General features: G+C 59.5%; 23 protein-coding genes, 1 pseudogene and 1 riboswitch. Of the genes and pseudogenes, 10 read left to right on the top strand and 14 right to left on the bottom strand.

Annotation, left to right across the window (positions count from 1 at the left end; all coding sequences use genetic code 11):
• Window positions 1-21: 21 nt before the first annotated feature.
• The 4 genes from PSH90_RS24770 to ahcY all read right to left on the bottom strand — a co-directional run bounded on the left by PSH90_RS24770 (window position 22) and on the right by ahcY (window position 4,492).
• Entirely contained in the window at window positions 22-834 is an 813-nt protein-coding gene (locus PSH90_RS24770; protein WP_095181348.1) for an ABC transporter substrate-binding protein, read from the bottom strand.
• 87 nt (window positions 835-921) lie between these two features.
• Window positions 922-2,004 carry a hypothetical protein gene (locus PSH90_RS24765; RefSeq protein WP_150636894.1) on the bottom strand — a complete coding sequence of 361 codons (1,083 nt, stop codon included), beginning with the start codon at window positions 2,002-2,004 and terminating at the stop codon, window positions 922-924.
• Window positions 2,005-2,077: 73 nt separating this feature from the next.
• A complete protein-coding gene (gene metF, locus PSH90_RS24760) occupies window positions 2,078-2,923 on the bottom strand; it encodes a methylenetetrahydrofolate reductase [NAD(P)H] (RefSeq protein ID WP_056786871.1) in 846 nt (281 codons plus the stop codon).
• Window positions 2,924-3,082: 159 nt separating this feature from the next.
• Window positions 3,083-4,492 (bottom strand): adenosylhomocysteinase, encoded by a 1,410-nt coding sequence (gene ahcY, locus PSH90_RS24755; RefSeq protein ID WP_016772771.1) that lies wholly within the window; start codon window positions 4,490-4,492, stop codon window positions 3,083-3,085.
• Between the two features lie 23 nt (window positions 4,493-4,515).
• Window positions 4,516-4,614: riboswitch (S-adenosyl-L-homocysteine riboswitch) on the bottom strand.
• Between the two features lie 198 nt (window positions 4,615-4,812).
• Between ahcY and PSH90_RS24750 the strand changes: the two genes are divergently transcribed.
• Window positions 4,813-5,220, top strand: a complete 408-nt coding sequence (locus PSH90_RS24750; RefSeq protein ID WP_071173389.1) for an acyl-CoA thioesterase — start codon at window positions 4,813-4,815, stop codon at window positions 5,218-5,220.
• Window positions 5,221-5,412: 192 nt separating this feature from the next.
• Window positions 5,413-6,300: a formate/nitrite transporter family protein gene (locus PSH90_RS24745; RefSeq protein WP_041476959.1), complete on the top strand. Its 888-nt coding sequence runs from the start codon at window positions 5,413-5,415 to the stop codon at window positions 6,298-6,300.
• On the opposite strand, the gene PSH90_RS24740 is transcribed toward PSH90_RS24745, so the two are convergent.
• Together PSH90_RS24740 and PSH90_RS24735 are read right to left on the bottom strand one after the other, a co-directional pair.
• Window positions 6,301-7,566 (bottom strand): sodium:proton antiporter, encoded by a 1,266-nt coding sequence (locus PSH90_RS24740; RefSeq protein ID WP_024014630.1) that lies wholly within the window; start codon window positions 7,564-7,566, stop codon window positions 6,301-6,303.
• A 318-nt stretch (window positions 7,567-7,884) separates the two neighbouring features.
• Complete coding sequence (locus PSH90_RS24735) at window positions 7,885-9,054, bottom strand: MFS transporter (protein ID WP_305381672.1); 1,170 nt, start codon at window positions 9,052-9,054, stop codon at window positions 7,885-7,887.
• A gap of 332 nt (window positions 9,055-9,386) precedes the next feature.
• On the opposite strand from PSH90_RS24735, the gene PSH90_RS24730 reads away from it, so the two are divergent.
• A complete protein-coding gene (locus tag PSH90_RS24730) occupies window positions 9,387-9,770 on the top strand; it encodes an MAPEG family protein (RefSeq protein WP_024014628.1) in 384 nt (127 codons plus the stop codon).
• A gap of 90 nt (window positions 9,771-9,860) precedes the next feature.
• Here PSH90_RS24730 and PSH90_RS24725 read toward each other — a convergent pair whose 3' ends face one another.
• Complete coding sequence (locus PSH90_RS24725; RefSeq protein ID WP_305381670.1) at window positions 9,861-11,033, bottom strand: murein transglycosylase A; 1,173 nt, start codon at window positions 11,031-11,033, stop codon at window positions 9,861-9,863.
• A gap of 128 nt (window positions 11,034-11,161) precedes the next feature.
• Between PSH90_RS24725 and PSH90_RS24720 the strand changes: the two genes are divergently transcribed.
• Window positions 11,162-11,611 (top strand): cytochrome c, encoded by a 450-nt coding sequence (locus tag PSH90_RS24720; RefSeq protein ID WP_095181353.1) that lies wholly within the window; start codon window positions 11,162-11,164, stop codon window positions 11,609-11,611.
• A gap of 165 nt (window positions 11,612-11,776) precedes the next feature.
• Here the strand turns inward: PSH90_RS24720 and PSH90_RS24715 are convergent, their stop codons facing one another.
• The 4 genes from PSH90_RS24715 to PSH90_RS24700 all read right to left on the bottom strand — a co-directional run bounded on the left by PSH90_RS24715 (window position 11,777) and on the right by PSH90_RS24700 (window position 16,372).
• The gene (locus PSH90_RS24715) at window positions 11,777-12,172 is read right to left on the bottom strand and encodes a DUF1090 domain-containing protein (RefSeq protein WP_016772779.1); all 396 of its coding nucleotides are present in this window, start codon (window positions 12,170-12,172) and stop codon (window positions 11,777-11,779) included.
• A gap of 97 nt (window positions 12,173-12,269) precedes the next feature.
• Window positions 12,270-13,946, bottom strand: coding sequence for an NAD-dependent DNA ligase LigB (gene ligB / locus PSH90_RS24710; protein WP_305381669.1), 1,677 nt, complete (start codon window positions 13,944-13,946; stop codon window positions 12,270-12,272).
• A gap of 221 nt (window positions 13,947-14,167) precedes the next feature.
• Entirely contained in the window at window positions 14,168-15,358 is a 1,191-nt protein-coding gene (gene metK / locus PSH90_RS24705) for a methionine adenosyltransferase (protein WP_024014624.1), read from the bottom strand.
• Window positions 15,359-15,376: 18 nt separating this feature from the next.
• Window positions 15,377-16,372 carry a metalloregulator ArsR/SmtB family transcription factor gene (locus PSH90_RS24700; RefSeq protein WP_056786470.1) on the bottom strand — a complete coding sequence of 332 codons (996 nt, stop codon included), beginning with the start codon at window positions 16,370-16,372 and terminating at the stop codon, window positions 15,377-15,379.
• A gap of 259 nt (window positions 16,373-16,631) precedes the next feature.
• Here PSH90_RS24700 and tkt point away from each other — a divergent pair, with 259 nt between their 5' ends.
• The 6 genes from tkt to fba all read left to right on the top strand — a co-directional run bounded on the left by tkt (window position 16,632) and on the right by fba (window position 22,986).
• On the top strand, window positions 16,632-18,629 hold the full coding sequence (gene tkt / locus PSH90_RS24695) for a transketolase (RefSeq protein WP_150743450.1): 1,998 nt from the start codon (window positions 16,632-16,634) through the stop codon (window positions 18,627-18,629).
• A 166-nt stretch (window positions 18,630-18,795) separates the two neighbouring features.
• Window positions 18,796-19,848 (top strand): erythrose-4-phosphate dehydrogenase, encoded by a 1,053-nt coding sequence (epd, locus tag PSH90_RS24690; RefSeq protein WP_305381668.1) that lies wholly within the window; start codon window positions 18,796-18,798, stop codon window positions 19,846-19,848.
• 12 nt (window positions 19,849-19,860) lie between these two features.
• Window positions 19,861-21,024, top strand: coding sequence for a phosphoglycerate kinase (locus PSH90_RS24685; RefSeq protein WP_016772785.1), 1,164 nt, complete (start codon window positions 19,861-19,863; stop codon window positions 21,022-21,024).
• 34 nt (window positions 21,025-21,058) lie between these two features.
• Window positions 21,059-21,280, top strand: coding sequence for a hypothetical protein (locus PSH90_RS24680; RefSeq protein ID WP_016772786.1), 222 nt, complete (start codon window positions 21,059-21,061; stop codon window positions 21,278-21,280).
• Window positions 21,281-21,337: 57 nt separating this feature from the next.
• Window positions 21,338-21,670 carry an MliC family protein gene (locus tag PSH90_RS24675; RefSeq protein ID WP_064365344.1) on the top strand — a complete coding sequence of 111 codons (333 nt, stop codon included), beginning with the start codon at window positions 21,338-21,340 and terminating at the stop codon, window positions 21,668-21,670.
• 251 nt (window positions 21,671-21,921) lie between these two features.
• Entirely contained in the window at window positions 21,922-22,986 is a 1,065-nt protein-coding gene (gene fba / locus PSH90_RS24670) for a class II fructose-bisphosphate aldolase (protein ID WP_008081027.1), read from the top strand.
• 733 nt (window positions 22,987-23,719) lie between these two features.
• On the opposite strand, the pseudogene PSH90_RS24665 reads toward fba, so the two are convergent.
• The 3 genes and pseudogenes from PSH90_RS24665 to PSH90_RS24655 form a co-directional block, all read right to left on the bottom strand.
• Window positions 23,720-24,316: pseudogene (locus PSH90_RS24665) on the bottom strand (transposase); the annotation flags it as partial.
• Between the two features lie 124 nt (window positions 24,317-24,440).
• A complete protein-coding gene (locus PSH90_RS24660; protein ID WP_056786490.1) occupies window positions 24,441-25,640 on the bottom strand; it encodes a type II toxin-antitoxin system HipA family toxin in 1,200 nt (399 codons plus the stop codon).
• Complete coding sequence (locus PSH90_RS24655; protein ID WP_056786493.1) at window positions 25,637-25,888, bottom strand: helix-turn-helix domain-containing protein; 252 nt, start codon at window positions 25,886-25,888, stop codon at window positions 25,637-25,639. The genes PSH90_RS24660 and PSH90_RS24655 overlap by 4 nt, the downstream gene beginning before the upstream one ends.
• Window positions 25,889-25,897 lie beyond the last annotated feature (9 nt).

Here is a 25,897-nt window from a genome sequence, read left to right as displayed (position 1 = left end):
CGCCGGAGTATAACAGAGCAATCACTGCGCGCTGCTTTCCTGCTGCTCAACGGTTTTGCCGCCGGCCGTGGCCGAGCGCATTGGTGCGCCCTCAACAGGTGCGGCACCATAGCGCGCGCTGAGCTCGGCGTAGGCCGGTTCGCGCTTGAAACGCTTGAGCTCGGCGCCGAAACGCTGCACCAGCAAGTCCATACCGGCATTGCGCCGAACCGCAAGAAACTGGCTCTGACGGCTGATAACCGTCGGGTTTTCCGTGATCAGATCGCGAATATTCAGCTCATCGAGCAAATGCTGACCGACGCGGCGATCGGTAATCAGCAGGTCGATCCGCCCGCGCACCAGTTTGCCGAAATTGGCTTCATGAGTTGGCGCCGGCTCACGGGTAAACAGGTCCGACTGGCTGAAGTCAGGGCTGTACAGATAACCCGGCGAGGTGCCGATGGTCAGGCCTTTGAGTTGTTCGAGGGTGTTGAATGGATGCGGCCGCTCGTTGGCGTAGAACATCACGAATTCGACGTCGGACAGCGGTTCGCTGGGGTAGAGCAGAGTGGCGTCGCGTTCGGCGCTGTGAAAGATGTCCAGCGCACCGTCGGCCTGTCCGGTCTCGAGCATCGACAGGCAGCGCTTCCACGGCAGGAACTGCCATTCCACTTCAATGCCCAGGCGCTGGAACACGATGGCGGTGGTTTCGTAGTCAAGACCGAGGTTTTTACCACCCTGTTCGTAGACGTAAGGCGCCCACGGCTCGGTGACAATACGCAACTTCTCCCCCCGAGCGGCGACGCTCAGGCAAGTCAGAAGAATAACGCTCAGCAGTTGGGCAATAAGGGGCATGGCCTGAGGTTAGTACGCGAAACGCCTGATGAGAAGCTCTGGCATGCATGTTTCGCGCAGACCCCGGGCGCAATGGCCGCGATGGCCTTATTTGCTTGCGGTTTTCAGCAGGTGTTGGTGGACCTTCGCGTGACGCGAACCAAGGATCCGCTTGACCAGGCCGCGACTGAACCAGTCCCTGAGCAAGTGCCTGCAAACCGGCTTGCCGATGCGTTGCTGCTGGTTTTCCAGCGCCTTGTCCCACCAGACCGCTGCACACGCCTGATCGAACTCGTTGGGATGTTCATAGCAGCCGTAAAGGATTTCGCGAATGAACTGACGCAGATGTGCCGGCAGCAGCAACGTGACGAGCTTGTAGAACATCCGCTGCAGTCGCGGTGGTCGAGGCAGTTGCGGTGATACACGTCGGGTGTCGTCCAGTGCAGTCTCGCCGGTCGGGTTGTCGCCATGTTTGGCGACCCAGGCCTGAACCTTGGCCCTGAACAGGTGCTTGCGGCTCCAGTAATGGTGAATCAGATCCGGGCACTTGTTGACGTCCAGCGTGCGGTAGGCGGCCACTGACAGGCAGAACTCTTCGAGGGTGTAGGCGCCCTGTGCCGACGGGAACAGCTCATCGATCAAAGCGATGGAGCGGTCGAGCACGTGTGCGTCCTGCCGGTGCAAGCCGATGACGCCGGAGTTGAGCAGGCGCATGTGATCGTCAGTCAGGCCTTTGTCCAGCAGTGTGGCCGACAGCGTGCGATAGAGCAGGCTCATCTTGTTGTCGCCATAGCGGGCGTAGTAGTCGTTGCACAGCAGGGTGCCAGGCTGTACCCGCTCGAACAGTTTGAGCGGCGAGCAGTGGAAGAACGTGTCGGTGTCGATCAACAGCGCCGTTTCATGCTCTTCAAGTACCGAGCGCAAAGCGACATGTTTGATGCGGAAATGATAACCGTGGGGCTCGCTCCATTTCTGGCGCGTTTCGGCGTCCAGCGGGCGAACGCGTACGGGGAGATGTGCATAGGGTTGCGGATTGTCGCTGAAGACCTGGATATCGATCGCGGCATCCGGTGTCTCGCGCAACCACGCCAGAGCACTGGCGATGCTGAAAACAGCTTCCTGATGGTAAGTCTCGGCACCGAAAACCAGATAGACCAGTTGAGGGCGTGTTTTTGTTTGCGCGCAGATCATCGACGACAATATTCCATTTGTGCTTTTCAGTGAAAAGGCCCGGTGAGGGCCTTTTTTATCGCATGGAAAACCTTCAGCGCGGCAGCTTGAGGTTGTTCCAGATGGCCAGGCTAGGTTCGGCCTGGTTCATCGAGTAGAAGTGCAGCCCCGGTGCGCCGCCCTGCAGCAGGCGTTCGCACATTTCGCTGACGACTTGTTCGCCAAAGCTTTGAATGCTTCGCGTGTCATCGCCGTAGGCTTCCAGCTGCTTGCGGATCCAGCGCGGGATTTCCGCACCGCAGGCATCGGAGAAGCGCGCGAGTTTGCTGTAGTTGGTGATCGGCATGATCCCCGGCACGATCGGCAGATCCACGCCCAGCGCCTGCAAACGGTCGACGAAGTAGAAGTAGCTGTCGGCGTTGAAGAAGTACTGGGTGATCGCGCTGTCGGCACCGGCCTTTGCCTTGCGCACGAAGTTGGCGAGATCGTCTTCGTAGTTGCGTGCTTGCGGATGCATCTCCGGGTAAGCCGCGACTTCGATATGGAAATGATCGGCGGTTTCTTCACGAATGAATTCCACCAGTTCATTGGCGTGACGCAGCTCACCGCTGGTCATGCCCATGCCGGACGGCAGGTCGCCACGCAGGGCAACGATGCGCTTGATGCCGGCAGCCTTGTATTCGTTCAGCAGGCCGCGCAGGTCGTCCTTGCTGTCACCGACGCACGACAGGTGCGGTGCGGCGGGTACTTTGACTTCGCTTTCCAGCTGCAACACGGTGTTGAGCGTGCGATCACGGGTCGAACCGCCAGCGCCGTAGGTGCAGGAAAAGAAATCAGGATTGTAGGTGGCCAACTGGCGGGCAGTGGCGAGCAGCTTTTCTTGCCCGGCATCGGTCTTGGTCGGGAAAAACTCGAAGCTGTAGCGACGGTCTTGGGACATGGTCATACCCTTGGAAACAAGTACCTTCGAGACGCTGCAATCCCGTGTGGGAGCGAGCCTGCTCGCGAAAGAGCTGGGTCAGACAACACGGATGTTGAATGATAAGCCGCCTTCGCGAGCAAGCTCGCTCCCACAGGGAGAGCGAGCTTTCAGCGCCTGTTAGTAGCGGTAGGCGTGCGGCTTGAACGGGCCTTCGACGGTGACGCCGATGTAGTCAGCCTGTTGCTTGGTCAGTTGGGTGACCACGCCGCCGAAGCCGCGAACCATTTCCAGGGCCACTTCTTCGTCGAGTTTCTTCGGCAGCACTTCAACGGTCAGACGCTCGGCTTTCTGCGCTGGCGACAGGTCGGCGTACTTCTGGCCGAACAGGAAGATCTGTGCCAGTACCTGGTTGGCGAACGAACCGTCCATGATGCGGCTCGGGTGACCGGTGGCGTTGCCCAGGTTCACCAGACGGCCTTCGGCCAGCAGGATCAGGTAGTCGTCGTTCTGTGGATCGAAGCTGCCGGCACCGGTGCGGTGAACCTTGTGCACCTGTGGCTTCACTTCTTCCCATGCCCAGTTCTTGCGCATGAAAGCGGTGTCGATTTCGTTGTCGAAGTGACCGATGTTGCAGACCACGGCGCGCTTCTTCAGCGCTTTGAGCATGTTCGCGTCGCAAACATTGACGTTGCCGGTGGTGGTCACGATCAGGTCGATCTTGCCCAGCAGCGCTTTGTCGATGCTCGCTTCGGAACCGTCGTTGATACCGTCGATGAACGGCGACACCAGTTCGAAGCCGTCCATGCAGGCTTGCATGGCGCAGATCGGGTCAACTTCGGAGACTTTAACGATCATGCCTTCCTGACGCAGCGACTGGGCCGAGCCCTTGCCCACGTCACCGTAACCGATGACCAGCGCTTGCTTGCCGGACAGCAGGTGGTCGGTGCCGCGCTTGATCGCATCGTTCAGGCTGTGACGGCAGCCGTACTTGTTGTCGTTCTTGGACTTGGTCACCGAGTCGTTGACGTTGATCGCCGGGATCTTCAGCTCGCCCTTGGCCAGCATGTCCAGCAGACGGTGTACACCAGTGGTGGTTTCTTCGGTCACGCCGTGAACGCGATCGAGCACTTGCGGGTATTTCTTGTGCAGCAGCTCGGTCAGGTCGCCGCCGTCGTCGAGGATCATGTTGGCGTCCCATGGCTGGCCATCCTTGAGGATGGTCTGCTCCAGGCACCACTCGTACTCTTCTTCAGTCTCGCCTTTCCAGGCGAACACCGGGATACCGGCGGCAGCGATAGCGGCAGCGGCCTGATCCTGAGTGGAGAAAATGTTGCAGGACGACCAGCGCACTTCGGCACCCAGGGCAACCAGGGTTTCGATCAGCACGGCAGTCTGAATGGTCATGTGGATGCAGCCGAGGATTTTCGCGCCCTTGAGCGGCTGTTCGGCAGCGTATTTGCGGCGCAGACCCATCAGGGCAGGCATTTCCGATTCGGCGATGATGGTTTCGCGACGGCCCCAGGCAGCCAGGGACATGTCGGCAACTTTGTAATCGGTAAAATCGGCAGGCGTGTTGACAGCGCTCATGAAGAGCCTCCATTCGTAATGTATGCGAATGGGCGCCGTTGTGCGTTTAGTGTCCGGCGTGAGCCGGTCAACGCCCCATCCGAGCCTGACAGGTCGAACCTGCTGCAGCGCCCCTCGGACAGGTGGCGGGAAAACGGTAGCCAATGAACGTTACCGTTTTTTGAAACGGGGGCGATTATAGCCGCCCGGGCTGATCTTCCAAAGGGTTTCTGTCGGCCAGATGAAGATCGCCAATGGCGACCATAGTCGCAGCTGCCTGGAGCCTGACTGAGCAGTCTGCCAAGATGGGCGCATCTTTCGGCAAGCGCTCAGGAGTGAACATGAATTTCCACACCCGCAAATGGGTTAAACCTGAAGACCTCAACCCCAACGGCACCCTGTTCGGCGGCAGCCTGCTGCGCTGGATCGACGAAGAAGCGGCGATCTACGCCATCGTGCAACTGGGCAACCAGCGCGTGGTGACCAAGTACATCTCGGAAATCAACTTCGTCAGCGCCTCGCGCCAGGGCGACATCATCGAACTGGGCATCACCGCCACCGAATTCGGCCGCACCTCGATCACCCTGACCTGCGAAGTGCGCAACAAAATCACCCGCAAGAGCATCCTCACCGTCGAGAAAATGGTGTTCGTCAACCTCGGCGAAGACGGCCTGCCGGCGCCGCACGGGCGTACCGAGATCAAATATGTGAAAGACCAGTTCAAGGATGACGAAGCCGTCAGCGAGTAATGCGAGCCCTGTAGGAGCTGCCGAAGGCTGCGATCTTTTGATCTTGTTTCTGAAAATCAAAATCAAAAGATCGCAGCCTTCGGCAGCTCCTACCCTGGATTGGCGTGCATCCAGAGATTTGCGCCGCGCCTACAGAACGTATTCCCAAGCGCAACGGTCGTAGCTACATCGCCCCCCACCGGTTGCCACGCCATGACCACCCCCACCAGCGAAAAGACCCCCGACCTCTCGGCCAAGGAGCAGCACGAAGTCGAGAAGAGCCAGCCGCCGCGCGCGGCCGTTCTGCATGAAATCATCCGCACCCAGGGCGACCAGGAACTGGAGCGCAGCATTGCCGCGCTGTGGTGGTCGGCGCTGGCGGCAGGATTGACCATGGGCCTGTCCCTGATGGGCATGGGCCTGCTCAATTCGCGCCTGCCCGACGGCGACGAATTCAAGGTGATCGCCAGTTTCGGCTACTGCGCCGGTTTCCTCGCGGTGATCCTTGCCCGCCAGCAGCTGTTCACCGAAAACACCTTGACCGCCGTGCTGCCGGTGATGACCAAGCCGACGCTGAAGAATTTTCTGCGACTGATCCGTCTGTGGACAGTGGTACTGGTCGGCAACCTCTGCGGGACGATTCTGGTCGCCTACGTGATGCTGGAACTGCCGATTTTCGACAGCAAGACCGACGTCGCCTTCCTCGAGATCGGCCGCAAGGTCATGGAACACAGCGCCAGTCAGATGTTCGCCAAGGGCATCGTCTCCGGCTGGATGATCGCCACCATGGTCTGGATGATCCCCTCCATGGAGAGCGCGAAGATGTGGATCATCATCCTCATTACCTACTTCATGGCGCTGGGCGACTTCACCCATATCGTCGTCGGATCGGCGGAAGTGTCCTATCTGGTGTTTGCCGGCGAGTTGCCGTGGAGTGATTTCTGGGCGGTGTTCGCCGGGCCGACGCTGGCAGGAAATATCATCGGCGGCAGCTTTATCTTCGCGCTGATCAGCCATGCGCAGATTCGCAGCGAAAGCGGTGCGCCGAAGGAATCTGCGGATCAGGCTGTTAAGCCCGATCCGCAGTCGATCAAGAAATGATCAGTGGTGGGCTGGCTCAGCCACGCTCGCGGGCTCGTTGCGCGTCGCGTGCTTGACCAGTTTGCCGATGGTCAGGCCCTGCAGCAGGATCGACGACAGCACGACGATGTAGGTGATGCTCAGCAGCAGATCGCGCTCCGGGCCCAGCGGCAGCGCCAGCGCCAGTGCCACCGAAACACCGCCGCGCAAACCGCCCCAAGTGAGGATGCGGATGGTGCCGGCCGGCACTGAGCGCCAGCGCCGCAGCAGCAGGATCGCCGGCGCCACGGTAAGCAGGCGCGACAACAGAATCGCCACCGCCAGCAGACCTGCGGCGGCCATGTGCAGCCAGTTGAACGGCAGCAGCAACAACTCCATGCCGATCAGCGCAAACAGCAGCGCGTTGAGCATGTCATCGAGCAACTCCCAGAAACCGTCCAGATAACGGCGGGTCATGTCGTTCATTGCCAGATTGCGCCCGAGGTTACCGATGATCAGACCGGCCACCACCATCGCAATCGGCGCCGAGACGTGCAACTCGGTGGACATCGCCGAGCCACCGATCACCAGGGCCAGGGTCAGCATCACGGTGATCTGATGCTGCTCGACGCTTTTGATCATCCGATAGACCAGATAACCGATCAGCCCGCCGAACAACACACCGCCAATCGCCTCATGGACGAAGAGCATGGCCGTGGCGCTGACGGTCGGGGTTTCGCCCAGTTGCGCGATGCCCAGCAGCACGGTGAAGACCACCACCGCCGTGCCGTCGTTGAACAGTGATTCGCCGACGATGGTGGTTTTCAGTGGCTTCGAAGCATTGGCGGTACGCAACACGCCGAGTACCGCAATCGGGTCGGTCGGTGAGATCAGCGCGCCGAACAACAGGCAGTAGAGGAAACTCACGTGCCAGCCGAACAGGGCAAAAATGTAGAAGGCCAGGCTGCCGATCACCACGGTGGCGATCAACACGCCGAAGGTCGCCAGCAGGCCGATCGGCCAGCGGTAGCTGCGCAAGTCATTCAAGTTGACGTGCAGGGCGCCGGCGAAAAGCAGGAACGAGAGCATCCAGTTCATCAGCAGATCGCCGAAATCGATCTGTCCGATCAGTTGCTGCACGCGATCTTCGAGGCCGGGAAAGCCGAGGACGCTGAGGCCTTGCAGGAGCAATGAGAACAGCAGGGCGGTAACCATCACGCCGATGGTCGGCGGCAGGCCGATAAAGCGGAAATTGACGAAGGTCAGGAGGGTGGTGAGGCAGATGAAAGCGGCGACAAGTTCAAGCATCCGGGGTCCTTTGGATGAGGGGTGAATGGAGCGCGACCGGAGGTTGGACGCAGGGGTTTGATGGGGCGGGGTTGGCTGAGGGCACATTCGAATGGCGCGTCATGCTCAACAACAACCCCCTCACCCCAGCCCTCTCCCGAGGGAGAGGGAGAGGGGGCTGACCGAGGTGTCTGGCGAGGTGCATCGACCTGGACGATCGGGTCGATTATGGATTCAGCAATGCACGTTCAAGTCGGCGTGGGTATCGAGCATCCCCCGATCAGTCCCCTCTCCCTTCGGGAGAGGGCTAGGGTGAGGGCTCTATCTGACACACCACGATCAGCCAGTCACATTGACCGCACTCGCCTGCCGACGTTGCAGGTAAATGAACAACAGCGCCGTCAGCACCGTCAGCACGCCGACCAGCGCCCCGGTCCACGGCAGATCCGTCAGATCCGCGCCGCTGGCAACCACCAGTTCACCGATCCAGGCACCTGCTGCGTTGCCAAGGTTGAACGCGCTCTGGTTCAGCGTCGAACCCAGATTCGGCGCTTCATGCGCCTGATCGATGATCAGCAGCTGCAGAATCGGGCACAGCGCAAAAGCGAAAATCCCCCATAGCACCAGGGTAATCGCCGCCGGAATCACCGCACGGCTGGTCTGGCTGAACGCTGCGAGAATCACCACAACTGCCAGTGCCACGCCGACCAGTGACGGCAGCAAGCGGCTATCGGCCAGACGCCCGCCGAGCATGCTGCCCGCTGTCAGGCCGACGCCGAACAACAGCAGCATCACCGTCACGCCGTGGGGGCTGACGCCAGTGATGTCTTGCAGGATCGGTGCGATATACGTGAACACGCTGAACAGGCTGGTCGAGGCCAGCACGCTCATGCCCAGCGCCAGCAGCACGTTGGCCTTGCCCAGCACTTTGAATTCGCTGGCGAGGTTGGCTTTGTCCATTGCGATGTGTTTTGGCAGCCACAACCACTGCGCCAGCGCCGCAATAATGCCGATCACCGACACCGCCCAGAAGGTCGAGCGCCAGCCAGCGTATTGGCCCAGCGCTGTGCCGAGTGGCACGCCGAGCACGTTGGCCAGGGTCAGGCCGGTGAACATCATGGCAATGGCTTGCGCGCGTTTGTTCGGCGCAACCAGGCCGGCGGCAACCACCGAGCCAATGCCGAAAAACGCGCCATGACATAGCGCCGTGACCACGCGCGCCGCCATCAGCGTCGCGTAGTTCGGCGCGAGCGCGCAGAGCACGTTGCCGAGGATGAACATCAGCGTCATGCCCAGCAGTGTCGCTTTGCGCGGCATATTGGCGGTGCCGATCGCCAGGATCGGTGCGCCGAACACCACGCCCAGGGCGTAACCGGTGATCAGCAGCCCGGCATGAGGAATGCTCACCGCCAGATCGCGGGCAACGTCGGGCAGCAGGCCCATGATGACGAATTCGGTGGTGCCGATGCCGAATGCGGCAACGGCGAGTGCAAGTAAAGCGAGGGGCATGCGCAAGGTCTCTGTCGGTAGTCTTGACGCTTTGATCAGGCATACGCGTGCCAGCGACCGTTTTCGAAGAAAGCGGAGCAGGCAGCTTTTATTGGAGTTTTTTGGTGTGCAGCTGAGTACGGCGTGGTGGGTTGCAGTATAAACAGCTGCTGACACATGGCGAATCAATAATCTGACTAATCGACGGCTCACTGGAATTGCCGTGTTATATCCAGCTGAAAGAACCTTTCGGCCGGGCGCTGCTCTTAGCCTGTGGGCAGGTGCTGATCGGCATGCTGGTGATGAAGTTCTGACCGCTCGCCAATTTCTCCAATCGAAAAAAGGACGACGTTATGACAGTGGCTCTGTGGTGTGTGTTGATCGCGATTTTCCTGCCGTACGTGTGCACGATCGTGGCGAAGGCCACCGGCGGTTTCCGCCTCAAGGACAATTACGATCCGCGGGACTTTCTCGACAGCGTCGATGGCGTCGCCCGTCGCGCCCACGCCGCGCAACTGAACAGCTTTGAAGTAACGCCCGCGTTTGCCGCTGCGGTGATCGTTGCGCATCTGGTCGGCACTGCGGAGCTGGTGACGGTCAATGTGCTGGCCGTGCTGTTTATCACCAGCCGCCTGCTGTACATCATTTGCTACCTGGCTGACTGGGCTGCACTGCGTTCGGTGGTGTGGTTTATCGGGATGGGGCTGATTGCTTCGTTTTTCTTTGTGTCGATCTGAAAGCAGGCTCAAAAGATCGCAGCCTGCGGCAGCTCCTACAGAGGAATGCATACTCCTGTAGGAGCTGCCGAAGGCTGCGATCTTTTGCCTTTAGGGTTTGTCAGCCACCTGCGGCACTTGCGGCAACTCTTTTCCTTTAGGCCAGAGCATCCAGATCTGCCCCTGCTGTTTCATGTCCCCGGCCAGTTGCCCGGCCGCATCGCCGGTGCCCCAGAACAGATCCGCGCGCACCTCGCCGGCAATCGCGCCGCCGGTGTCCTGCGCCGCGACCGGGCGCACCAGTGGGGTGCCATCCGGTTTGGTGGTCGACAGCCATAACAGACTGCCCAACGGAATCACCTTGCGATCCACTGCCGCGCTGTAGCCGGCGGTCAACGGCACGTTCAGCGAGCCGCGCGGGCCTTCGTTGCTGTCCGGGTTGCGGGTGAAGAACACGTAGCTCGGGTTGCTGGCCAGCAGTTGCGGAATGCGCGTGGGGTTGGCCTTGGCCCAGTTGCTGATCGCGGTCATGGTCACGTCTTCTTTCTTCAGCTCGCCTTGCTCGACCAGCCAGCGACCGATCGGTCGGTACGGGTGGCCGTTCTGATCGGCGTAGGCAATGCGCAGCTGTTTGCCGTCCTCGGTCTGAATCCGGCCCGAGCCCTGGATCTGCAGAAATTGCAGGTTCATCGGATCAGTCAGATACGCGACCACTGGCGCTTTCACGCCTTTGGATTCAATGGTCGCCGCGTCGTCGTAAGGCTTGAGCACGCGTCCTTCGAGGCGGCCGCGCAGGCGCTTGCCTTTTAATTCCGGGTAGATGCTGTCGAGCGAGACGATGATCATGTCTTCCGGCACGCCATACACCGGCACGTTTGCTGTTGCGGTGGGCGTCAGGCTGCCGGGGTACACCGGTTCGTAGTAGCCGGTGATCAGACCGTTGGGGTTGTCGTTCTCGGCGCGCAGGCCGTAGACATCGAGATTCTGCTTGAGGAATGCACGAATCTCGGCGGCGCTTTGCGGCACATTCGCCGCCGCAGCGCAGGTCGGCCCCCAGACTGCGTCGGCTTTGAGTCGGGTGCACGCGCTGCGCCAGGAACCGAAACCGGCGACCAGATCGCTGTCGGAGACAGCGGGCAAGGCTTCCCAGGTCGCGCTGGAATAGGTGGCCAGCGCATGGGTTTTTGGTTTGGCGCTGTCGCCGCCTGTGCAACCGGCGAGGATGGCGAGCAGTGGAAGGGTGACGATAAGCGGGTGACGCCAGGCCGTGAAGCGGCTGTTCATGGAGTGATTCCTGTGCCGGTTGGCCGAGAGCTCCATGCGCTCGACCAAACCGTATTTTTAATAGGGCTATTGGTGTTTGGCGGTGAGCCGAGGATACTGGCCGCCGATTTCCGCGACCTGAAGCCATCATGACTCTGAAACCAATTGCTGTTGTATTGCTGGCCTGTCTGACCTTGTCCGCCTGTGGCGGCGTCGACCCGAATTCGCCGCTGGGTCAGCGCAAGGCCATCTTCAAGCAGATGCTCAAGACCAGCGAAGACCTCGGCGGCATGTTGCGCGGGCGGATTGCCTTCGACGGACCGAAATTTGCCGAGGGCGCGGTCAGACTTGATGCGTTGGCCCATGAACCGTGGAAGCATTTTCCGCAGGTGCGCGAGGAAGATCACACCAGCGCCAAGGACGATGTCTGGCAGAAACAGGCGCGTTTTCAGCAACTGGCCCGCGCCCTCGAAGCGGCAACCGGTGAACTGGTGGTCGCCAGTCAGGTTCAGCCGTACAAGGCCAGCAATCTCGGGCCGGCAGTGCAGAAAGTCGAGGATGCCTGCAGTGCTTGCCATAAAGAGTTTCGCGATCATTGATTCCTGAGGCTGCTGAGTACCTTGTGGCGAGGGGATTTATCCCCGATGGGCTGCGAAGCAGCCCCAAAACCATATAACCGAGTTTTTTCAGTCGGACCCGACCAGTCGAATTTGCGACAGCTTCGCCGCCGGACGGGGATAAATCCCCTCACCACAGGGCTTGGGTTACTTATCGATCTCGTCCAGCGCTTCCTGCAGTTCCTTGCGCGACTCGGCGAGCTTTTCCTTGCGCTTGTTGATCTTCTCCGGATCGCCCTTCTTCATGGCCTTGTCGAGGTCCGCCTGACGCTGGCTCACCTCATGCTTGGCCTCAAGCACCTTGTTTTCACGTTCTTTTTTCAGCCCGGCGTCGGTGCAATGTTCGTTCACTTCACGCAGTGCGGTTTCCAGGCCTGCCTGCTGCTCCATGTTGCCGCGCGACTTGGCCTGTTCGATCTGATTGATGATGCCCTGCTTCTTGGCAGCGCAACCGGTCAGGCCCGGGCCGTCTTCTTCGGCCATGACCGGGGCGGCCATGACGCCGCAAAGAGTAAGCAGGGCGAGCGGTGCGAGAAATTTCATAAAAGCTCCATGTGCAAAGGCAATCGGGGTGGGAGGGCACTGCGCTGTTGGAGCGTCTGGCCGGCCGTTGGGTTCCCGCCGGGCGGGGATTGCAGGTTCAGAAGCCGTCGATTCCGGCGGCTTTCAGGGTGTCACTCAAAGCCAGTACCTGCGGGTCGCGAAAGAATGCGCTCAGTTGCGCCGCGCGTCCCGGGCCGATACCGGCTTCTGCCTGCCATTGTTCAGTGTCGCGTTGTGCCAGGGCCTGCCACGAATCGTCCAGTTGTGCCTGTCCGGTCGGCGGCATGCCCAGCGCTTTCAACCATCGAGCGAACGGCTGTTGCTGCGCGCCCTGAAAACTGTCGATCAGCCGTGCGCTGCTGCGCTCGCCGAGGCCGGCAATGTTAGCAAGCTCTGACGCATCGAGGGTCAGCCAATCCAGCAGGTGTTTCAGACGGCCTGTTTCCAAAAGTTTCTCCCAAGTGCCGCGACCGACATGCTGCATGGCCAGGCCCTGCTTGCCACTGAGCCAGGTCAGACGCGCGAGAAACTGGCTTTCACACCCCGGCGTCGGTTGCCAGCAGCTCAGGGCGTGGTAGTCGCCAGCATCGGGGATGTTGATGTCCGCCCGTTCGCTGGTGCGCAGCACGACACTGTCGAGGCGCGGAATGGTCAGCCCGGCCAGACTGATTGCCACCTGATCGCCGGGACGGATGTCGAGGGTTTGCCAGCGCTTGAGTGAGCTGACACTGACCCGTTTGATTTCGCGGTCATCGAGTCTGACCGGCAGCAGTTCCAGCACCGGCGTGATCCGCCCGGTGCGGCCGATCTTGAAATTGACCTTGCGCACTTCGGCCAATGCCTGGGCGAAAGGGTATTTCCAGGCGATCGCCCAATACGGCGCGCGAGCCTGCCAGCGTTCGGCGGGTGGCCGTTGGCTCTGACGCAGCACCACGCCGTCGCTTGCAAAGGGCAGTGGCGAGCGATACCAGTGCTCGCGCCATTTTTGCGCGTCTTCGAATCGGGTGACGGGCTGGGTATAGGGCTCGGTTGTGGCGAACCCCAATGTCTGAAGTTCGGACAATCTTTCCGGCAGCCGCACAGGACCTTGCGGCCAGTCCCAGACAAACAGGCCGATCCCGGCGGCCTGTTCAACATCGAGTGTTTTACGTCCCATCAGCCCGGCGACGGTGGCGCGGGCATTGACGCTGCCGGACTGTGATTGAACATGCGCGCTCAGGCGCCAATAGAGTTCGCCCTGTACCAGCAGATCCCGTGGCTGCCTCAAACGTTGCGGAATGGCTGCAATCCTGCGCGCGGAGGCTGTCCAGTCCTGGCCGTTGACCCCATCACCGCGACTGATCGCCTGCTGCAATACCCCCTGGCGGTAGATCAGCGTGACAGCCACGCCGTCGACCTTGGGTTGCACCCAGACGTTCTGGCGATCACGCAACCAGTGGGCGACGTCTTCGACTTTGTGCAGCTTGTCCAGGCCGGTGTGGGCGATGGGGTGGGTGACCGTGCCGGACGCGGTGCGCAACGGCTGCGGGGATGTGGGTTGGTTGAAACAGGCTTGCCATTCTTTCAGCCGCAGTTGGGACTGGTCATAGAGTTCGTCGCTGATCAATGAACGGCCTTCGCGATGATAGGCGTCGTCCCATTGGTCGATCCGGTTTTGCAGGGTGGTGATTTCGCGTTGGGCTTGGGAACGATCCCAGTTCGGACAGTTGGCTTGGCTGACAAGGGTGATGAGTGCCAGCAGGAAGGCCAGCAACAGGCGCAGTGTGAAGAGCATCGTTGAGCGTCCTTGCTCGGGGGTAATATTTGAAGGGTAGGTTAGGATTCGAAATGCGTTACCGGGGGTGTTTTTCGAGGTGTTTCCGGATTCTGAATTGACGTTGCATGAGCGGGCGCCTTCGCGAGCAGGCTCGCTCCCGCAGGGATCTCAAAAATCTGTCAGGCATGAAAAAGCCCCGCACGGCGCGAACCGTGCGGGGCTTTCTTGCAGCCAGGGTATTACAGGCCAGCGGCGGAACGCAGGGCGTCGGCGCGGTCGGTTTTTTCCCAGGTGAACGTGGTGAAGCTGTCTTCGCCAACGGTCTTGGTCTGCGGCGCGCGACCGAAGTGGCCGTAGGCTGCGGTTTCCTGGTACATCGGGTGCAGCAGGTCGAGCATGGTGGTGATCGCGTATGGACGCAGGTCGAACACTTCACGCACCAGTTTGATGATCTTGTCATCGCTGATCTTGCCGGTGCCGAAGGTGTTCAACGAGATCGACGTAGGCTGGGCCACACCGATCGCGTAGGACACCTGAATCTCGCAACGCTCGGCAAGGCCGGCCGCAACGATGTTCTTGGCCACGTAACGGCCTGCGTAGGCAGCCGAACGGTCAACCTTCGATGGATCCTTGCCGGAGAACGCGCCGCCGCCGTGACGGGCCATGCCGCCGTAGCTGTCGACGATGATCTTGCGACCGGTCAGACCGCAGTCACCTACCGGGCCGCCAATGATGAACTGGCCGGTCGGGTTGATGTGGAACTGGGTGTCCTTGCTCAGCAGTTCGGCAGGCAGTACGTGCTTGACGATCAGCTCCATTACGCCTTCGCGCAGGTCTTTGTACGACACTTCCGGGTTGTGCTGGGTCGACAGAACCACAGCGTCGATGCCGACAACCTTGCCGCCTTCGTAACGGCAGGTCACTTGCGACTTGGCATCCGGACGCAGCCAAGGCAGCAGGCCCGACTTGCGTGCTTCAGCCTGACGCTGCACCAGCTGGTGCGAGAAGGTGATCGGCGCTGGCATCAAAACGTCGGTTTCGTTGCTGGCGTAACCGAACATCAGGCCCTGGTCGCCGGCGCCCTGATCTTCAGGCTTGGCGCGGTCGACACCCTGGTTGATGTCAGGGGACTGCTTGCCGATGATGTTCATCACGCCGCAGGTCGCGCCGTCGAAGCCGACTTCGGAGCTGGTGTAGCCGATGTCGCAAATCACGTCACGAACGATCTGCTCCAGGTCGACCCAGGCGCTGGTGGTCACTTCACCGGCAACGATGGCCACGCCGGTCTTGACCAGGGTTTCCACAGCCACGCGAGCGTGTTTGTCCTGGGCAATAATGGCGTCCAGCACCGCATCGGAAATCTGGTCGGCGATTTTGTCCGGATGTCCTTCAGACACGGACTCGGAGGTGAAGAGGGAGTATTCGCTCATCTCGATGTTTTCCTGAATTTACCGATGGTGAGTGTCGCCAGCCGGTCGCTGAAAGTGGCGAACCTGGATCTGGAAACCATTACGTAAGCCTACATAGAGGCTTTCCCCGGGAACGAGTCCCGCAGCGGTGGCCCAACGGGCCAGATCGTCCTGTTCAAACCCCAACCAGAGATCACCGCAGGCCTCCCTGGCCCAACTCTGGTTGTGGCTACATAACTCTGTCACGAGCAGGCTACCGCCCGGTTGCAGCAAATCGGCCATGTGCCTGAGCGCATCGGCCGGAGCGGCGAAATGGTGCAGGACCATGTTCAGCACCACGCAATGGGCCTTGAGGCTTGTGCCGTTCAATGCATCGGCCAATTGCAGGCTGACGTTAGCCAACTGTTCACGTTCACACACCTGACGCGCCAGTTCGAGCATCGCCGGGCTGTTGTCCAGCGCGGTTACGGTGCCGAAACGACGGGCCAGTTCCGGCAGAAAAGCACCATCGCCGGGGCCGACTTCAATGGCCGTGGCTGCACCATCGAAGTTCAGTTTGTCGAGCAGGGCCAGCACGCTGTCACGGTACTGCGGCAGGCCTGCGATCAAATCTTGCTGGGCACGGAATTTCTCCGCGACCCGGGCGAAAAAGTCCCGGCTGGCGGCGGCACGCTGACCATGAACCTGCTCGATGCGTGCTTGCACTTCATCAGGCAGATCCAGATTGTCGACTTCTTCCAGCAATGCCGCGTGCAGCTTGCCGCCGAGCAATTCGCTGTGGGGCAGGGCACGACGATAGAAAATCGCGTTGCCCTCACGGCGTGTCGCCACCAGATCGGCTTGCGCCAGCACCTTGAGGTGATGGCTCATGCCCGACTGGCCGATGCCAAAAATCTGCGCCAGCTCCAGCACCCCAAACGAATCGTTGGCCAGCGCGCGCAATACATTCAGCCGCAGCGGATCGCCGCCGGCCTTGCACAGGGCCGCCAGCTCGTCGCAATCGTCATGGCGAATGGAAGGCACGCGTAAGTTCATAGGGCTGGCAGTCTAGAGACGGGGACAAGGCACCGCAAGGTCAATATCAAAAAGTTTTGATATTGCTCGATAAATGGCACTTCTCGGCGGACGGCAGTCTCTACAAACGAATAGCGGAAAGGTTTCACCAAGCGAAACCTGTGCTATCGATTGGAAAAACGCCTGCCGATGACTATCTGTCATTGCCCCGAGGCGCATGGGTGAGGGAAAATGCCCTCCTTTTTTCCGTTTCAGTCTATTCACACCCAGGAGATCAGCGATGCCTAGCCGTCGTGAGCGTGCCAACGCCATTCGTGCCCTCAGCATGGATGCCGTGCAAAAAGCCAACAGCGGCCATCCCGGTGCCCCTATGGGTATGGCAGATATTGCCGAAGTGCTGTGGCGCGACTACCTCAAGCACAACCCGAGCAACCCGTCGTTCGCCGACCGTGACCGCTTCGTGCTGTCCAACGGCCACGGCTCGATGTTGATCTACTCGCTGCTGCACCTGACCGGCTACGACCTGTCGATCGACGACCTCAAGCAGTTCCGTCAACTGCACAGCCGCACTCCAGGCCACCCGGAATTCGGTTACACCCCGGGCGTCGAAACCACCACCGGCCCGCTGGGTCAGGGTCTGGCCAACGCCGTCGGTTTCGCCCTGGCTGAAAAAGTCATGGGCGCGCAGTTCAACCGTCCCGGCCACAACATCGTTGATCACCACACCTACGTGTTCCTCGGTGATGGCTGCATGATGGAAGGCATTTCCCACGAGGTCGCCTCCCTGGCCGGCACGCTGGGCCTGGGCAAGCTGATTGCCTTCTACGATGACAACGGCATTTCCATCGACGGTGAAGTGGAAGGCTGGTTCACCGATGACACGCCGAAGCGTTTCGAAGCCTACAACTGGCAGGTGATCCGCAACGTCGACGGCCACGATCCGGAAGAGATCAAGACCGCCATCGAAACCGCACGCAAGAGCGCTCAACCGACGCTGATCTGCTGCAAGACCACCATCGGTTTCGGTTCGCCGAACAAGCAGGGCAAGGAAGATTGCCACGGCGCCCCACTGGGTGACGCGGAAATCGCCCTGACCCGTCAGGCGCTGAACTGGAACTACGGCCCGTTCGAAATTCCGGCCGAGATCTATGCCGAGTGGGACGCCAAAGAAGCTGGCCGCGCGGTCGAAGCCGAGTGGGATCAGCGTTTCGCCGCCTACTCCGCTGCATTCCCGACTGAAGCCAACGAGCTGATCCGTCGTCTGAGCGGCGAACTGCCGGCCGACTTCTCGGAAAAAGCCTCGGCTTACATCGCCGAAGTCGCCGCCAAGGGCGAAACCATCGCCAGCCGCAAAGCCAGCCAGAACACCCTCAACGCTTTCGGCCCGCTGCTGCCGGAAATGCTCGGCGGTTCGGCTGACCTCGCCGGCTCCAACCTGACCCTGTGGAAAGGCTGCAAAGGCGTCAGCGCTGAAGACGCCAGCGGCAACTACATGTACTACGGCGTGCGCGAGTTCGGCATGACCGCGATCATGAACGGCGTTGCCCTGCACGGCGGTCTGGTGCCTTACGGCGCGACCTTCCTGATGTTCATGGAATACGCACGCAACGCCGTACGTATGTCGGCTTTGATGAAGAAGCGCGTGATTCACGTCTACACCCACGACTCCATCGGTCTGGGCGAAGACGGCCCGACGCACCAGCCGATCGAGCAATTGACCAGCCTGCGCAGCACGCCGAACCTCGACACCTGGCGTCCAGCCGATGCCGTGGAATCGGCAGTGGCCTGGAAAAACGCTCTGGAGCGCAAGGACGGCCCGTCGGCGCTGATCTTCTCCCGGCAGAACCTGCAGCACCAGGAACGCGATGCTGGCCAGATTGCCAACATCAGCCGTGGTGGTTATGTGCTCAAGGACTGCGCAGGCGAGCCTGAGCTGATCCTGATCGCCACCGGTTCGGAAGTCGGTCTGGCCGTACAGGCCTTCGACAAACTGACCGAGCAGGGCCGCAAGGTTCGCGTGGTTTCGATGCCTTGCACCAGCGCGTTCGATGCTCAGGATGCGGAGTACAAGCAGTCGGTTCTGCCGTTGCAGGTCAGCGCGCGTATTGCCATCGAAGCGGCCCACGCCGATTTCTGGTTCAAGTACGTGGGTCTGGAAGGTCGTGTGATCGGCATGACCACCTACGGTGAGTCGGCGCCGGCTTCGGCATTGTTCGAAGAGTTCGGTTTTACCCTGGAAAACATCCTCGGTCAGGCTGAAGAGCTGCTGGAAGACTAAGCAGTACGAATGCGGTGGCCCTGGCCGCCGCGTTCCCCTGTAGGAGCTGCCGAAGGCTGCGATCTTTTGATCTTGATCTTAAAAACAAGATCAAAAGATCGCAGCCTCGTTTCACTCGTCAGCTCCTACATGGGGTTGTGTTGTTAGCGAATCTATCGAGAACCCCATGCCTCAACCGCGTCCCTACAAAGTTGCACTCAACGGCTACGGCCGCATTGGTCGTTGCGTCTTGCGGGCGTTGTTCGAGCGCGGCGCGAAGGCCGGGTTTGAAATTGTCGCGATCAACGATCTGGCCGACATGGCCAGCATCGAATACCTGACACGCTTCGACTCCACCCACGGCCGCTTTCCCGGCGAAGTGCGGGTTGAAGGCGATTGTCTGCATATCAATGGCGACTGCGTGAAGGTCCTGCGCAGTGCCACCCCCGAAGGCATCGATTGGGCGTCGCTGGGCGTCGATCTGGTGCTTGAGTGCTCCGGCGCTTACCACACCCGTGCCGATGGCCAGCGTTTTCTCGACGCCGGCGCGCCGCGTGTGCTGTTCTCGCAGCCGATGGCCAGCGAAGCGGATGTCGACGCCACCATCGTCTACGGCGTCAATCAGGACTGCCTGACCGGCGATGAGTTGCTGGTGTCCAACGCCTCCTGCACTACCAACTGCGGCGTGCCGCTGTTGCGTCTGCTGGACAAGGCGATCGGCCTCGATTACGTGTCGATCACCACGATTCACTCGGCAATGAACGATCAGCCAGTGATCGACGCCTATCACCACGAAGACCTGCGCCGCACGCGTTCGGCGTTCCAGTCGGTGATCCCGGTGTCCACTGGTCTGGCGCGCGGTATCGAGCGCCTGCTGCCGGAACTTGCCGGGCGAATTCAGGCCAAAGCCGTGCGCGTGCCGACAGTCAACGTGTCCTGCCTCGACATCACGATGCAGACCGCCACGGCGACTGACGCCAATGAGGTCAACCGGATCCTGCGCGAAGCCGCCACCAGCGGCCCGCTCAAAGGCCTTCTGGCCTATACCGAGTTGCCGCACGCCAGCTGTGATTTCAACCATGACCCACATTCGGCCATCGTCGATGCCAGCCAGACCCGAGTTTCCGGCCCCAAACTGGTGAACATCCTGGCCTGGTTCGACAACGAGTGGGGTTTTGCCAACCGAATGCTGGACGTTGCAGATCACTATCTGCAAACAGCAACTTCAAAAAAACCGTAGGAAGTGCGACCCATGACCGTGTTGAAGATGTCCGACCTCGATCTGCAAGGTAAGCGCGTATTGATCCGCGAAGACCTCAACGTCCCCGTCAAGGACGGTGTTGTCACCAGCGACGCGCGCATCCTGGCTTCGCTGCCGACCATCAAGCTGGCCCTGGAAAAAGGCGCGGCGGTGATGGTCTGCTCGCACCTGGGCCGTCCGACCGAAGGCGAGTTCTCCGCCGAAAACAGCCTGAAACCTGTCGCCGACTACCTGAGCAAAGCGCTGGGCCGCGAAGTGCCGCTGGTGGCTGACTACCTCGGTGGCGTGGAGGTCAAGGCTGGCGACATCGTGCTGTTCGAAAACGTACGCTTCAACAAGGGCGAGAAGAAGAACGCCGACGACCTGGCCCAGCAATACGCAGCCCTGTGCGATGTGTTCGTGATGGATGCTTTCGGTACTGCTCACCGCGCCGAGGGTTCGACCCATGGTGTAGCCAAGTTCGCCAAAGTCGCTGCCGCCGGCCCGTTGCTGGCCGCTGAGCTGGATGCACTGGGCAAAGCCCTCGGCGCGCCGGCCAAGCCAATGGCAGCCATCGTTGCCGGCTCCAAGGTGTCGACCAAACTCGACGTGCTCAACAGCCTGAGCCAGATCTGCGATCAACTGATCGTCGGCGGCGGCATCGCCAACACCTTCCTCGCGGCGGCTGGTCACCCGGTCGGCAAGTCGCTGTATGAACCGGACCTGCTCGACACCGCCCGTGAAATCGCTGCCAAAGTCAGCGTACCGTTGCCGGTTGACGTTGTGGTCGCCAAGGAATTTGCCGAAAGCGCTGAAGCGACCGTCAAGCTGATCGCTGACGTGGCGGCTGACGACATGATTCTCGACATCGGTCCGCAAACTGCAGCCAATTTCGCCGAGCTGCTGAAGTCGTCGAAAACCATTCTGTGGAACGGCCCGGTTGGCGTGTTCGAGTTCGATCAGTTCGGCAACGGCACCAAAGTGCTGGCCCAGGCCATCGCCGAGAGCTCGGCATTCTCGATTGCTGGTGGTGGCGACACCCTGGCCGCCATCGATAAATATGGCGTGGCTGAGCAGATCTCCTACATTTCCACCGGTGGCGGCGCGTTCCTCGAATTCGTCGAGGGCAAGGTGCTACCTGCCGTTGAAGTCCTGGAAAGCCGGGCCAAGGCCTGAGGCCGCCCGTTTGGCCAGGCAAAGGAGTGTTCACATGGTCAAGTCGTTAGCGCTGTTGTTGCTGACCGGTACGCTGGCGGCCTGCGGGAGCACCCCGAAGGCTGACGCGACGCCAGCACCGAGCGAGCCGCAGAAGGGCTGTTATCAGGCCGACTGGCAGGCCGAAACCAACCCGGTGCTGAACAAGCGCTCGGGCCCGGACGGCCTGGACAAATACGAGACGCAAACCCCGGTCAAGGAACATGGTTGTCCTTGACGGGTCTGACTCTTTAACTCAGGGCTGGCGGCGTGCGTCGTCAGTCGAGGAACACGGATGAAAGGCTTGATCGCCGTTGCGGCGTTGGCATTGTTGGGTGGTTGCGCGCAGTTGAACCTGTTTCAGTCGTCGGCCCCGGCAGACAACTGGACGACCTGGACCTGCGACAGTCAGGCCAAGGTGTTGTGGCGTTACGCCGATGCCGGCCAGAAGGAAGTCGACGTTCGCCTCGGCGGCGGTGATCAGGTCTATCGCCTGAAAGAAGAGCCGGGCGCCTCGGGCACGCTGTACAGCGACGGCATGCTGGCGTTTCACGTCAAGGGTGACGAAGGCCTGGTGTACTGGGTCGCCACCAATGACCTGATTGGCCGTGGTTGCAAGGCGCAGTAATTGACACACCACAGTTCTACTGTGGGAGCGAGCCTGCTCGCGAAAGCGGCCTGGCAGGCACTGCATCAGCGACTGCAAGATTGCTTTCGCGAGCAGGCTCGCTCCCACAGGGGATCTGTGTAGTTCTTGGAATTTGCTTTACCGAATCACCAGGTCGGGCCTCAACCCCCGATCTGCATTAACTTGAATAGCCGCCGCCGCTCCGGCAGGCTGGCACGATCAACGACCCTCAACCGGGAGAGACACACACAATGGCACTTATCAGCATGCGCCAGATGCTGGACCACGCAGCCGAGTTCGGCTATGGCGTTCCAGCCTTCAACGTCAACAACCTTGAGCAGATGCGCGCCATCATGGAAGCCGCTGACAAGACTGACTCCCCGGTGATCGTCCAGGCTTCGGCCGGCGCCCGCAAATACGCCGGCGCACCGTTCCTGCGTCACTTGATCCTGGCCGCGATCGAAGAATTTCCGCACATCCCGGTGTGCATGCACCAGGACCATGGCACCAGCCCTGACGTTTGCCAGCGCTCGATTCAACTGGGCTTCAGCTCGGTAATGATGGACGGCTCGCTGGGCGAAGACGGCAAGACCCCGACCGACTACGACTACAACGTCCGCGTTACCCAACAAACCGTGGCCATGGCTCACGCCTGCGGCGTTTCGGTAGAGGGCGAGCTGGGTTGCCTGGGTTCGCTGGAAACCGGTATGGCCGGTGAAGAAGACGGCATCGGCGCTGAAGGCGTTCTGGATCACAGCCAGATGCTGACCGACCCGGAAGAAGCCGCTGACTTCGTCAAGCGCACCCAGGTCGACGCCCTGGCCATCGCCATCGGCACCAGCCACGGTGCCTACAAGTTCACCAAGCCACCAACCGGCGACGTGCTGGCGATCGACCGCATCAAGGAAATCCACAAGCGCATCCCGAACACCCACCTGGTGATGCACGGTTCGTCTTCGGTTCCGCAAGAGTGGCTGGCGATCATCAACCAGTACGGCGGCGACATCAAAGAAACCTACGGCGTACCGGTTGAAGAAATCGTCGAAGGCATCAAGCACGGCGTGCGCAAGGTCAACATCGACACCGACCTGCGCCTGGCCTCCACTGGCGCCATGCGTCGCCTGATGGCCACCAACCCGAGCGAATTCGACCCACGTAAATTCTTCGGCGCCACCGTGACCGCAATGCGCGATGTATGTATCGCACGTTATGAAGCGTTCGGTACTGCCGGTAATGCTTCGAAGATCAAACCGATCTCGCTGGAAGCGATGTACCAGCGTTATCTGAAGGGTGAGTTGAACGCCAAGGTTAATTAAATTTAAGTGTTTGAAAGAAGCCCGCAGTGATGCGGGCTTTATTTATATTAAGTAGCCAGAACGAAATTCAATCTTTTTTATATCCTAACCGTAGATGCTTACGGGATCGCTCCACTCTGTATTTGAGACCGGCGCGTTTTTAGTTGCATAGCATCGAGCTTGAACCTGAATCCATTCACCTGTTTTGATTGTTAACTCGACTCTCCATTGCCCACCCGGCTCGACACGACCTGTTCCGAGGACTTGGCCTGTGTTGGAAACAGCAACGTCAACAAAATAATTAGGCTCGCCAGTTCCGTAAAGTGCGGGATGTGGACCAAGGGGGGGAGCATATTGAAGGGGAGCGATGGTTGCTTTCTGTGCCATGTTGGTTTCTTCCATGTAGATGAGATGGTGTTTGGCTGTAAGGGATACAGTTGGTGCTTGTATCGCTTGTTTTTGATGTTAAGGATTATTTAAATACGCGTAACCTGTAATAGTTGACAGTCTTTAATCTCAATTGGCTATAACAGTCGGATCATTTAGATATTACGATGTCTACTGTGGGAAGAGGCGTATTTATCAAATCCTTCGTTAGTTAAGCCACTAACTGAGCTTGGGTGTTGAACTGATTAAAAGGAAACCCGCCGAGACAGACTGTGTGAAAACGCACTGATGGTGGTTCCAACAAACGCCCCGACTTGTTCGGGGCGTTTGCTTTTGTGCTCACAGCAGACGAAAAAAGGCGTTTCAGCCCCATCAGCGCCATCATCTGGCGCACGCTCAACACGTTAATTGCTCTTTTCAGGTTGTAGGCGTTCACCGCCAAGGCCATTTCAGCTCTCGCGCCTTCAAGCTGTCGCAGCAAGAAGCGAGCGTTACCAAATAACCACTGTTTAAGGTTGCCAAAGGGATGTTCGACGATGGATCGTCGGCTGACCATCATTTCGGGATGCGCCTGCATTCGCTGCTCCATTCGCTGGAAAGCCTGTTCGTGCATATGGCGCGAGATGTATCGGCGTTTGGCGTCGGTGCACTTCGCTTTAATCGTGCAGCTTGTGCAGTCGCTGACCTTCGCTTGGTAGATCCGGCCTTTGTTGCTGATCTGCTTAAAGATCAGCCATTTCCGCTGGAAATAGCCGTAGAGCTAGAGTTTGAGCTGATCCGCTGGATCGTAAGAGGGACGGCCGGTGCTTTTGGGAAGTGCTTTATCAAAGCCCAGTCGAGCCAGATCCAGCTTGGCGACGTGAAGATCGATAACGCCAACGAGGTGATCCTCGGGGATCAACTCTTCCAGCGAGACCGGAAACAGGCTGGTCTGGCTGCGGGACTGTCCCTGGATGTAGGCCATAACGAAAAATGCTCCGTATCTTTCGATACGGAGCATTTTCTTTGAGCGCTGCGCAGATTGCTAGGTTTTCACACAGTCTGGAGAGGCGGGTTTTTTGGGGGCGGAATTTCTCGCAATGACGAAGTTATCTAAACGTCAGAGAAAATGGCGCTGCCGCGCGCTCAATGGCGTTGACCACATGAGGCGCGTGTTCGCGATACTGAGGATAGCGTCCGAGCACCGTTTCAACCGAGGCAAGCAGGTTTTGAATTCGCTCTTTGGGTTGGTCGATTTCACAGGTGCGAGCAAACTCCAAGAGTCCTTGTCGTGAGGCGAACATTGACTTGTTGCCCGCCAGATCCAATGCCAGAACATCTTCTGGAATATAGGCCGTGGTGTTGACGATGTCGTAAGCCGGCGCCAGATGCGCATCGCGTTGCGTCGGTTCTGAGTAGAGCAATCCGAAATTTTTCAAATGAGCGTCGCCGTTTCCGACGATGCAGCTCAGGGCAACGCTAGCGAAGAGTTGATCAAGCGACGTACGCAAGTGTTTCGCCGGGCAAAACACTCGAACAGCCTTGGCGATTGCCGCATAACTCTTGCTGTACTTCTGGTTAGCCGACAGCCCCATCAGCACGGCCATGTCTTCAAACCCAATCGGGTTGAGCCTGTCGTCGCGATCAAATCGACGCATGACAAACAGCTTGGCGTTGTCGGAAAGGTAAAACGGTGGAACGGGAATCCCCGCCTCTTTCGCCATGGACATGCAAAGGAATTCGTTGATCGCAAGGCCCGGGAATTCGTCTCTTCCACTCTTGATGATCAGATCCGAGGTTTTGGATGTCACTCTCGGCAACTCTGGTTCTTGCCGCTCCGGCACCAGCAACTTGGGTTGAACACCTGAAATGCCTGCCCGCAGGAGGTAACGATCAAGCATCTCAGCGAAGATATCTTCCGTACCATCCCACGTGAGGATCTCTTCGAGTTTTTCTCCCGGAAATTCTTGCGCCTGCAACAATGCATCAACGGTTTCAGAGCGTACGTGAATCCTGCCAATGGGCGATGTACTGCCGGAAAGCGCCAGTAGCAGCATTGGGTTGACGTTCACAGTCTTGGCCAAGCGGTTGCGCAACTGCTCCAGTACGTAGCCTTCTGGCAGGTTCATTTGAAAAACAGGGTGCAACTCGCGCCGACGAAATTCGTCATGCCGTACAGGCATCAGGAGGCTGATCGCCATTTGTGGCGATGCATCTTCGTGATAACGAAAAGTGAAATCCTCGGCATCGCTGCAAAGCCTTCCGCTAGTACCTTCAGGGGTACTGACTTGAAGAGAGGCCATGTTCATTCGAATAAATCTCCAATCTCTTCAAGGGTTGGCATCGTTGCTGGAACCACTGAGAGTTCGCAGTCCAAAGCAGCCAAAACCCGCGCGTAAGCGATCATGCCGACAGAAAGGGTGCCTTTCTCCACTGCGATGACTTTGTATCGCGTCAGTCCCGCCAGATGGGCAAGCTGCGCCTGCGTCAAGCCACGATTTATACGTTTTTCACGTAATTGAATGCCGAGACGGGTAATTAAAAGAGAGTAATCCATGTTGCGCTA

The organism is Pseudomonas sp. FP1762, from assembly GCF_030687105.1.
Taxonomy (GTDB): Bacteria; Pseudomonadota; Gammaproteobacteria; order Pseudomonadales; family Pseudomonadaceae; genus Aquipseudomonas; species Aquipseudomonas siliginis.
The sequence above is the reverse complement of the archived record's forward strand: the minus strand, read 5'-3'. Positions and strand labels throughout refer to the sequence as shown.

Bases quoted from the DNA above. Each gene is read 5' to 3' on its own strand.
- PSH90_RS24680 (WP_016772786.1), top strand. From the start codon at position 21,059: ATGGTCAAGTCGTTAGCGCTGTTGTTGCTGACCGGTACGCTGGCGGCC.
- ahcY (WP_016772771.1), bottom strand. From the start codon at position 4,492: ATGAGCGCTGTCAACACGCCTGCCGATTTTACCGATTACAAAGTTGCC.
- PSH90_RS24765 (WP_150636894.1), bottom strand. From the start codon at position 2,004: ATGATCTGCGCGCAAACAAAAACACGCCCTCAACTGGTCTATCTGGTT.
- metF (WP_056786871.1), bottom strand. From the start codon at position 2,923: ATGTCCCAAGACCGTCGCTACAGCTTCGAGTTTTTCCCGACCAAGACC.
- PSH90_RS24730 (WP_024014628.1), top strand. From the start codon at position 9,387: ATGACAGTGGCTCTGTGGTGTGTGTTGATCGCGATTTTCCTGCCGTAC.
- PSH90_RS24735 (WP_305381672.1), bottom strand. From the start codon at position 9,054: ATGCCCCTCGCTTTACTTGCACTCGCCGTTGCCGCATTCGGCATCGGC.
- PSH90_RS24720 (WP_095181353.1), top strand. From the start codon at position 11,162: ATGACTCTGAAACCAATTGCTGTTGTATTGCTGGCCTGTCTGACCTTG.
- metK (WP_024014624.1), bottom strand. From the start codon at position 15,358: ATGAGCGAATACTCCCTCTTCACCTCCGAGTCCGTGTCTGAAGGACAT.
- epd (WP_305381668.1), top strand. From the start codon at position 18,796: ATGCCTCAACCGCGTCCCTACAAAGTTGCACTCAACGGCTACGGCCGC.
- ligB (WP_305381669.1), bottom strand. From the start codon at position 13,946: ATGCTCTTCACACTGCGCCTGTTGCTGGCCTTCCTGCTGGCACTCATC.
- PSH90_RS24655 (WP_056786493.1), bottom strand. From the start codon at position 25,888: ATGGATTACTCTCTTTTAATTACCCGTCTCGGCATTCAATTACGTGAA.
- tkt (WP_150743450.1), top strand. From the start codon at position 16,632: ATGCCTAGCCGTCGTGAGCGTGCCAACGCCATTCGTGCCCTCAGCATG.
- fba (WP_008081027.1), top strand. From the start codon at position 21,922: ATGGCACTTATCAGCATGCGCCAGATGCTGGACCACGCAGCCGAGTTC.
- PSH90_RS24750 (WP_071173389.1), top strand. From the start codon at position 4,813: ATGAATTTCCACACCCGCAAATGGGTTAAACCTGAAGACCTCAACCCC.
- PSH90_RS24725 (WP_305381670.1), bottom strand. From the start codon at position 11,033: ATGAACAGCCGCTTCACGGCCTGGCGTCACCCGCTTATCGTCACCCTT.
- PSH90_RS24770 (WP_095181348.1), bottom strand. From the start codon at position 834: ATGCCCCTTATTGCCCAACTGCTGAGCGTTATTCTTCTGACTTGCCTG.
- PSH90_RS24700 (WP_056786470.1), bottom strand. From the start codon at position 16,372: ATGAACTTACGCGTGCCTTCCATTCGCCATGACGATTGCGACGAGCTG.
- PSH90_RS24740 (WP_024014630.1), bottom strand. From the start codon at position 7,566: ATGCTTGAACTTGTCGCCGCTTTCATCTGCCTCACCACCCTCCTGACC.
- PSH90_RS24675 (WP_064365344.1), top strand. From the start codon at position 21,338: ATGAAAGGCTTGATCGCCGTTGCGGCGTTGGCATTGTTGGGTGGTTGC.
- PSH90_RS24745 (WP_041476959.1), top strand. From the start codon at position 5,413: ATGACCACCCCCACCAGCGAAAAGACCCCCGACCTCTCGGCCAAGGAG.
- PSH90_RS24660 (WP_056786490.1), bottom strand. From the start codon at position 25,640: ATGAACATGGCCTCTCTTCAAGTCAGTACCCCTGAAGGTACTAGCGGA.
- PSH90_RS24715 (WP_016772779.1), bottom strand. From the start codon at position 12,172: ATGAAATTTCTCGCACCGCTCGCCCTGCTTACTCTTTGCGGCGTCATG.
- PSH90_RS24685 (WP_016772785.1), top strand. From the start codon at position 19,861: ATGACCGTGTTGAAGATGTCCGACCTCGATCTGCAAGGTAAGCGCGTA.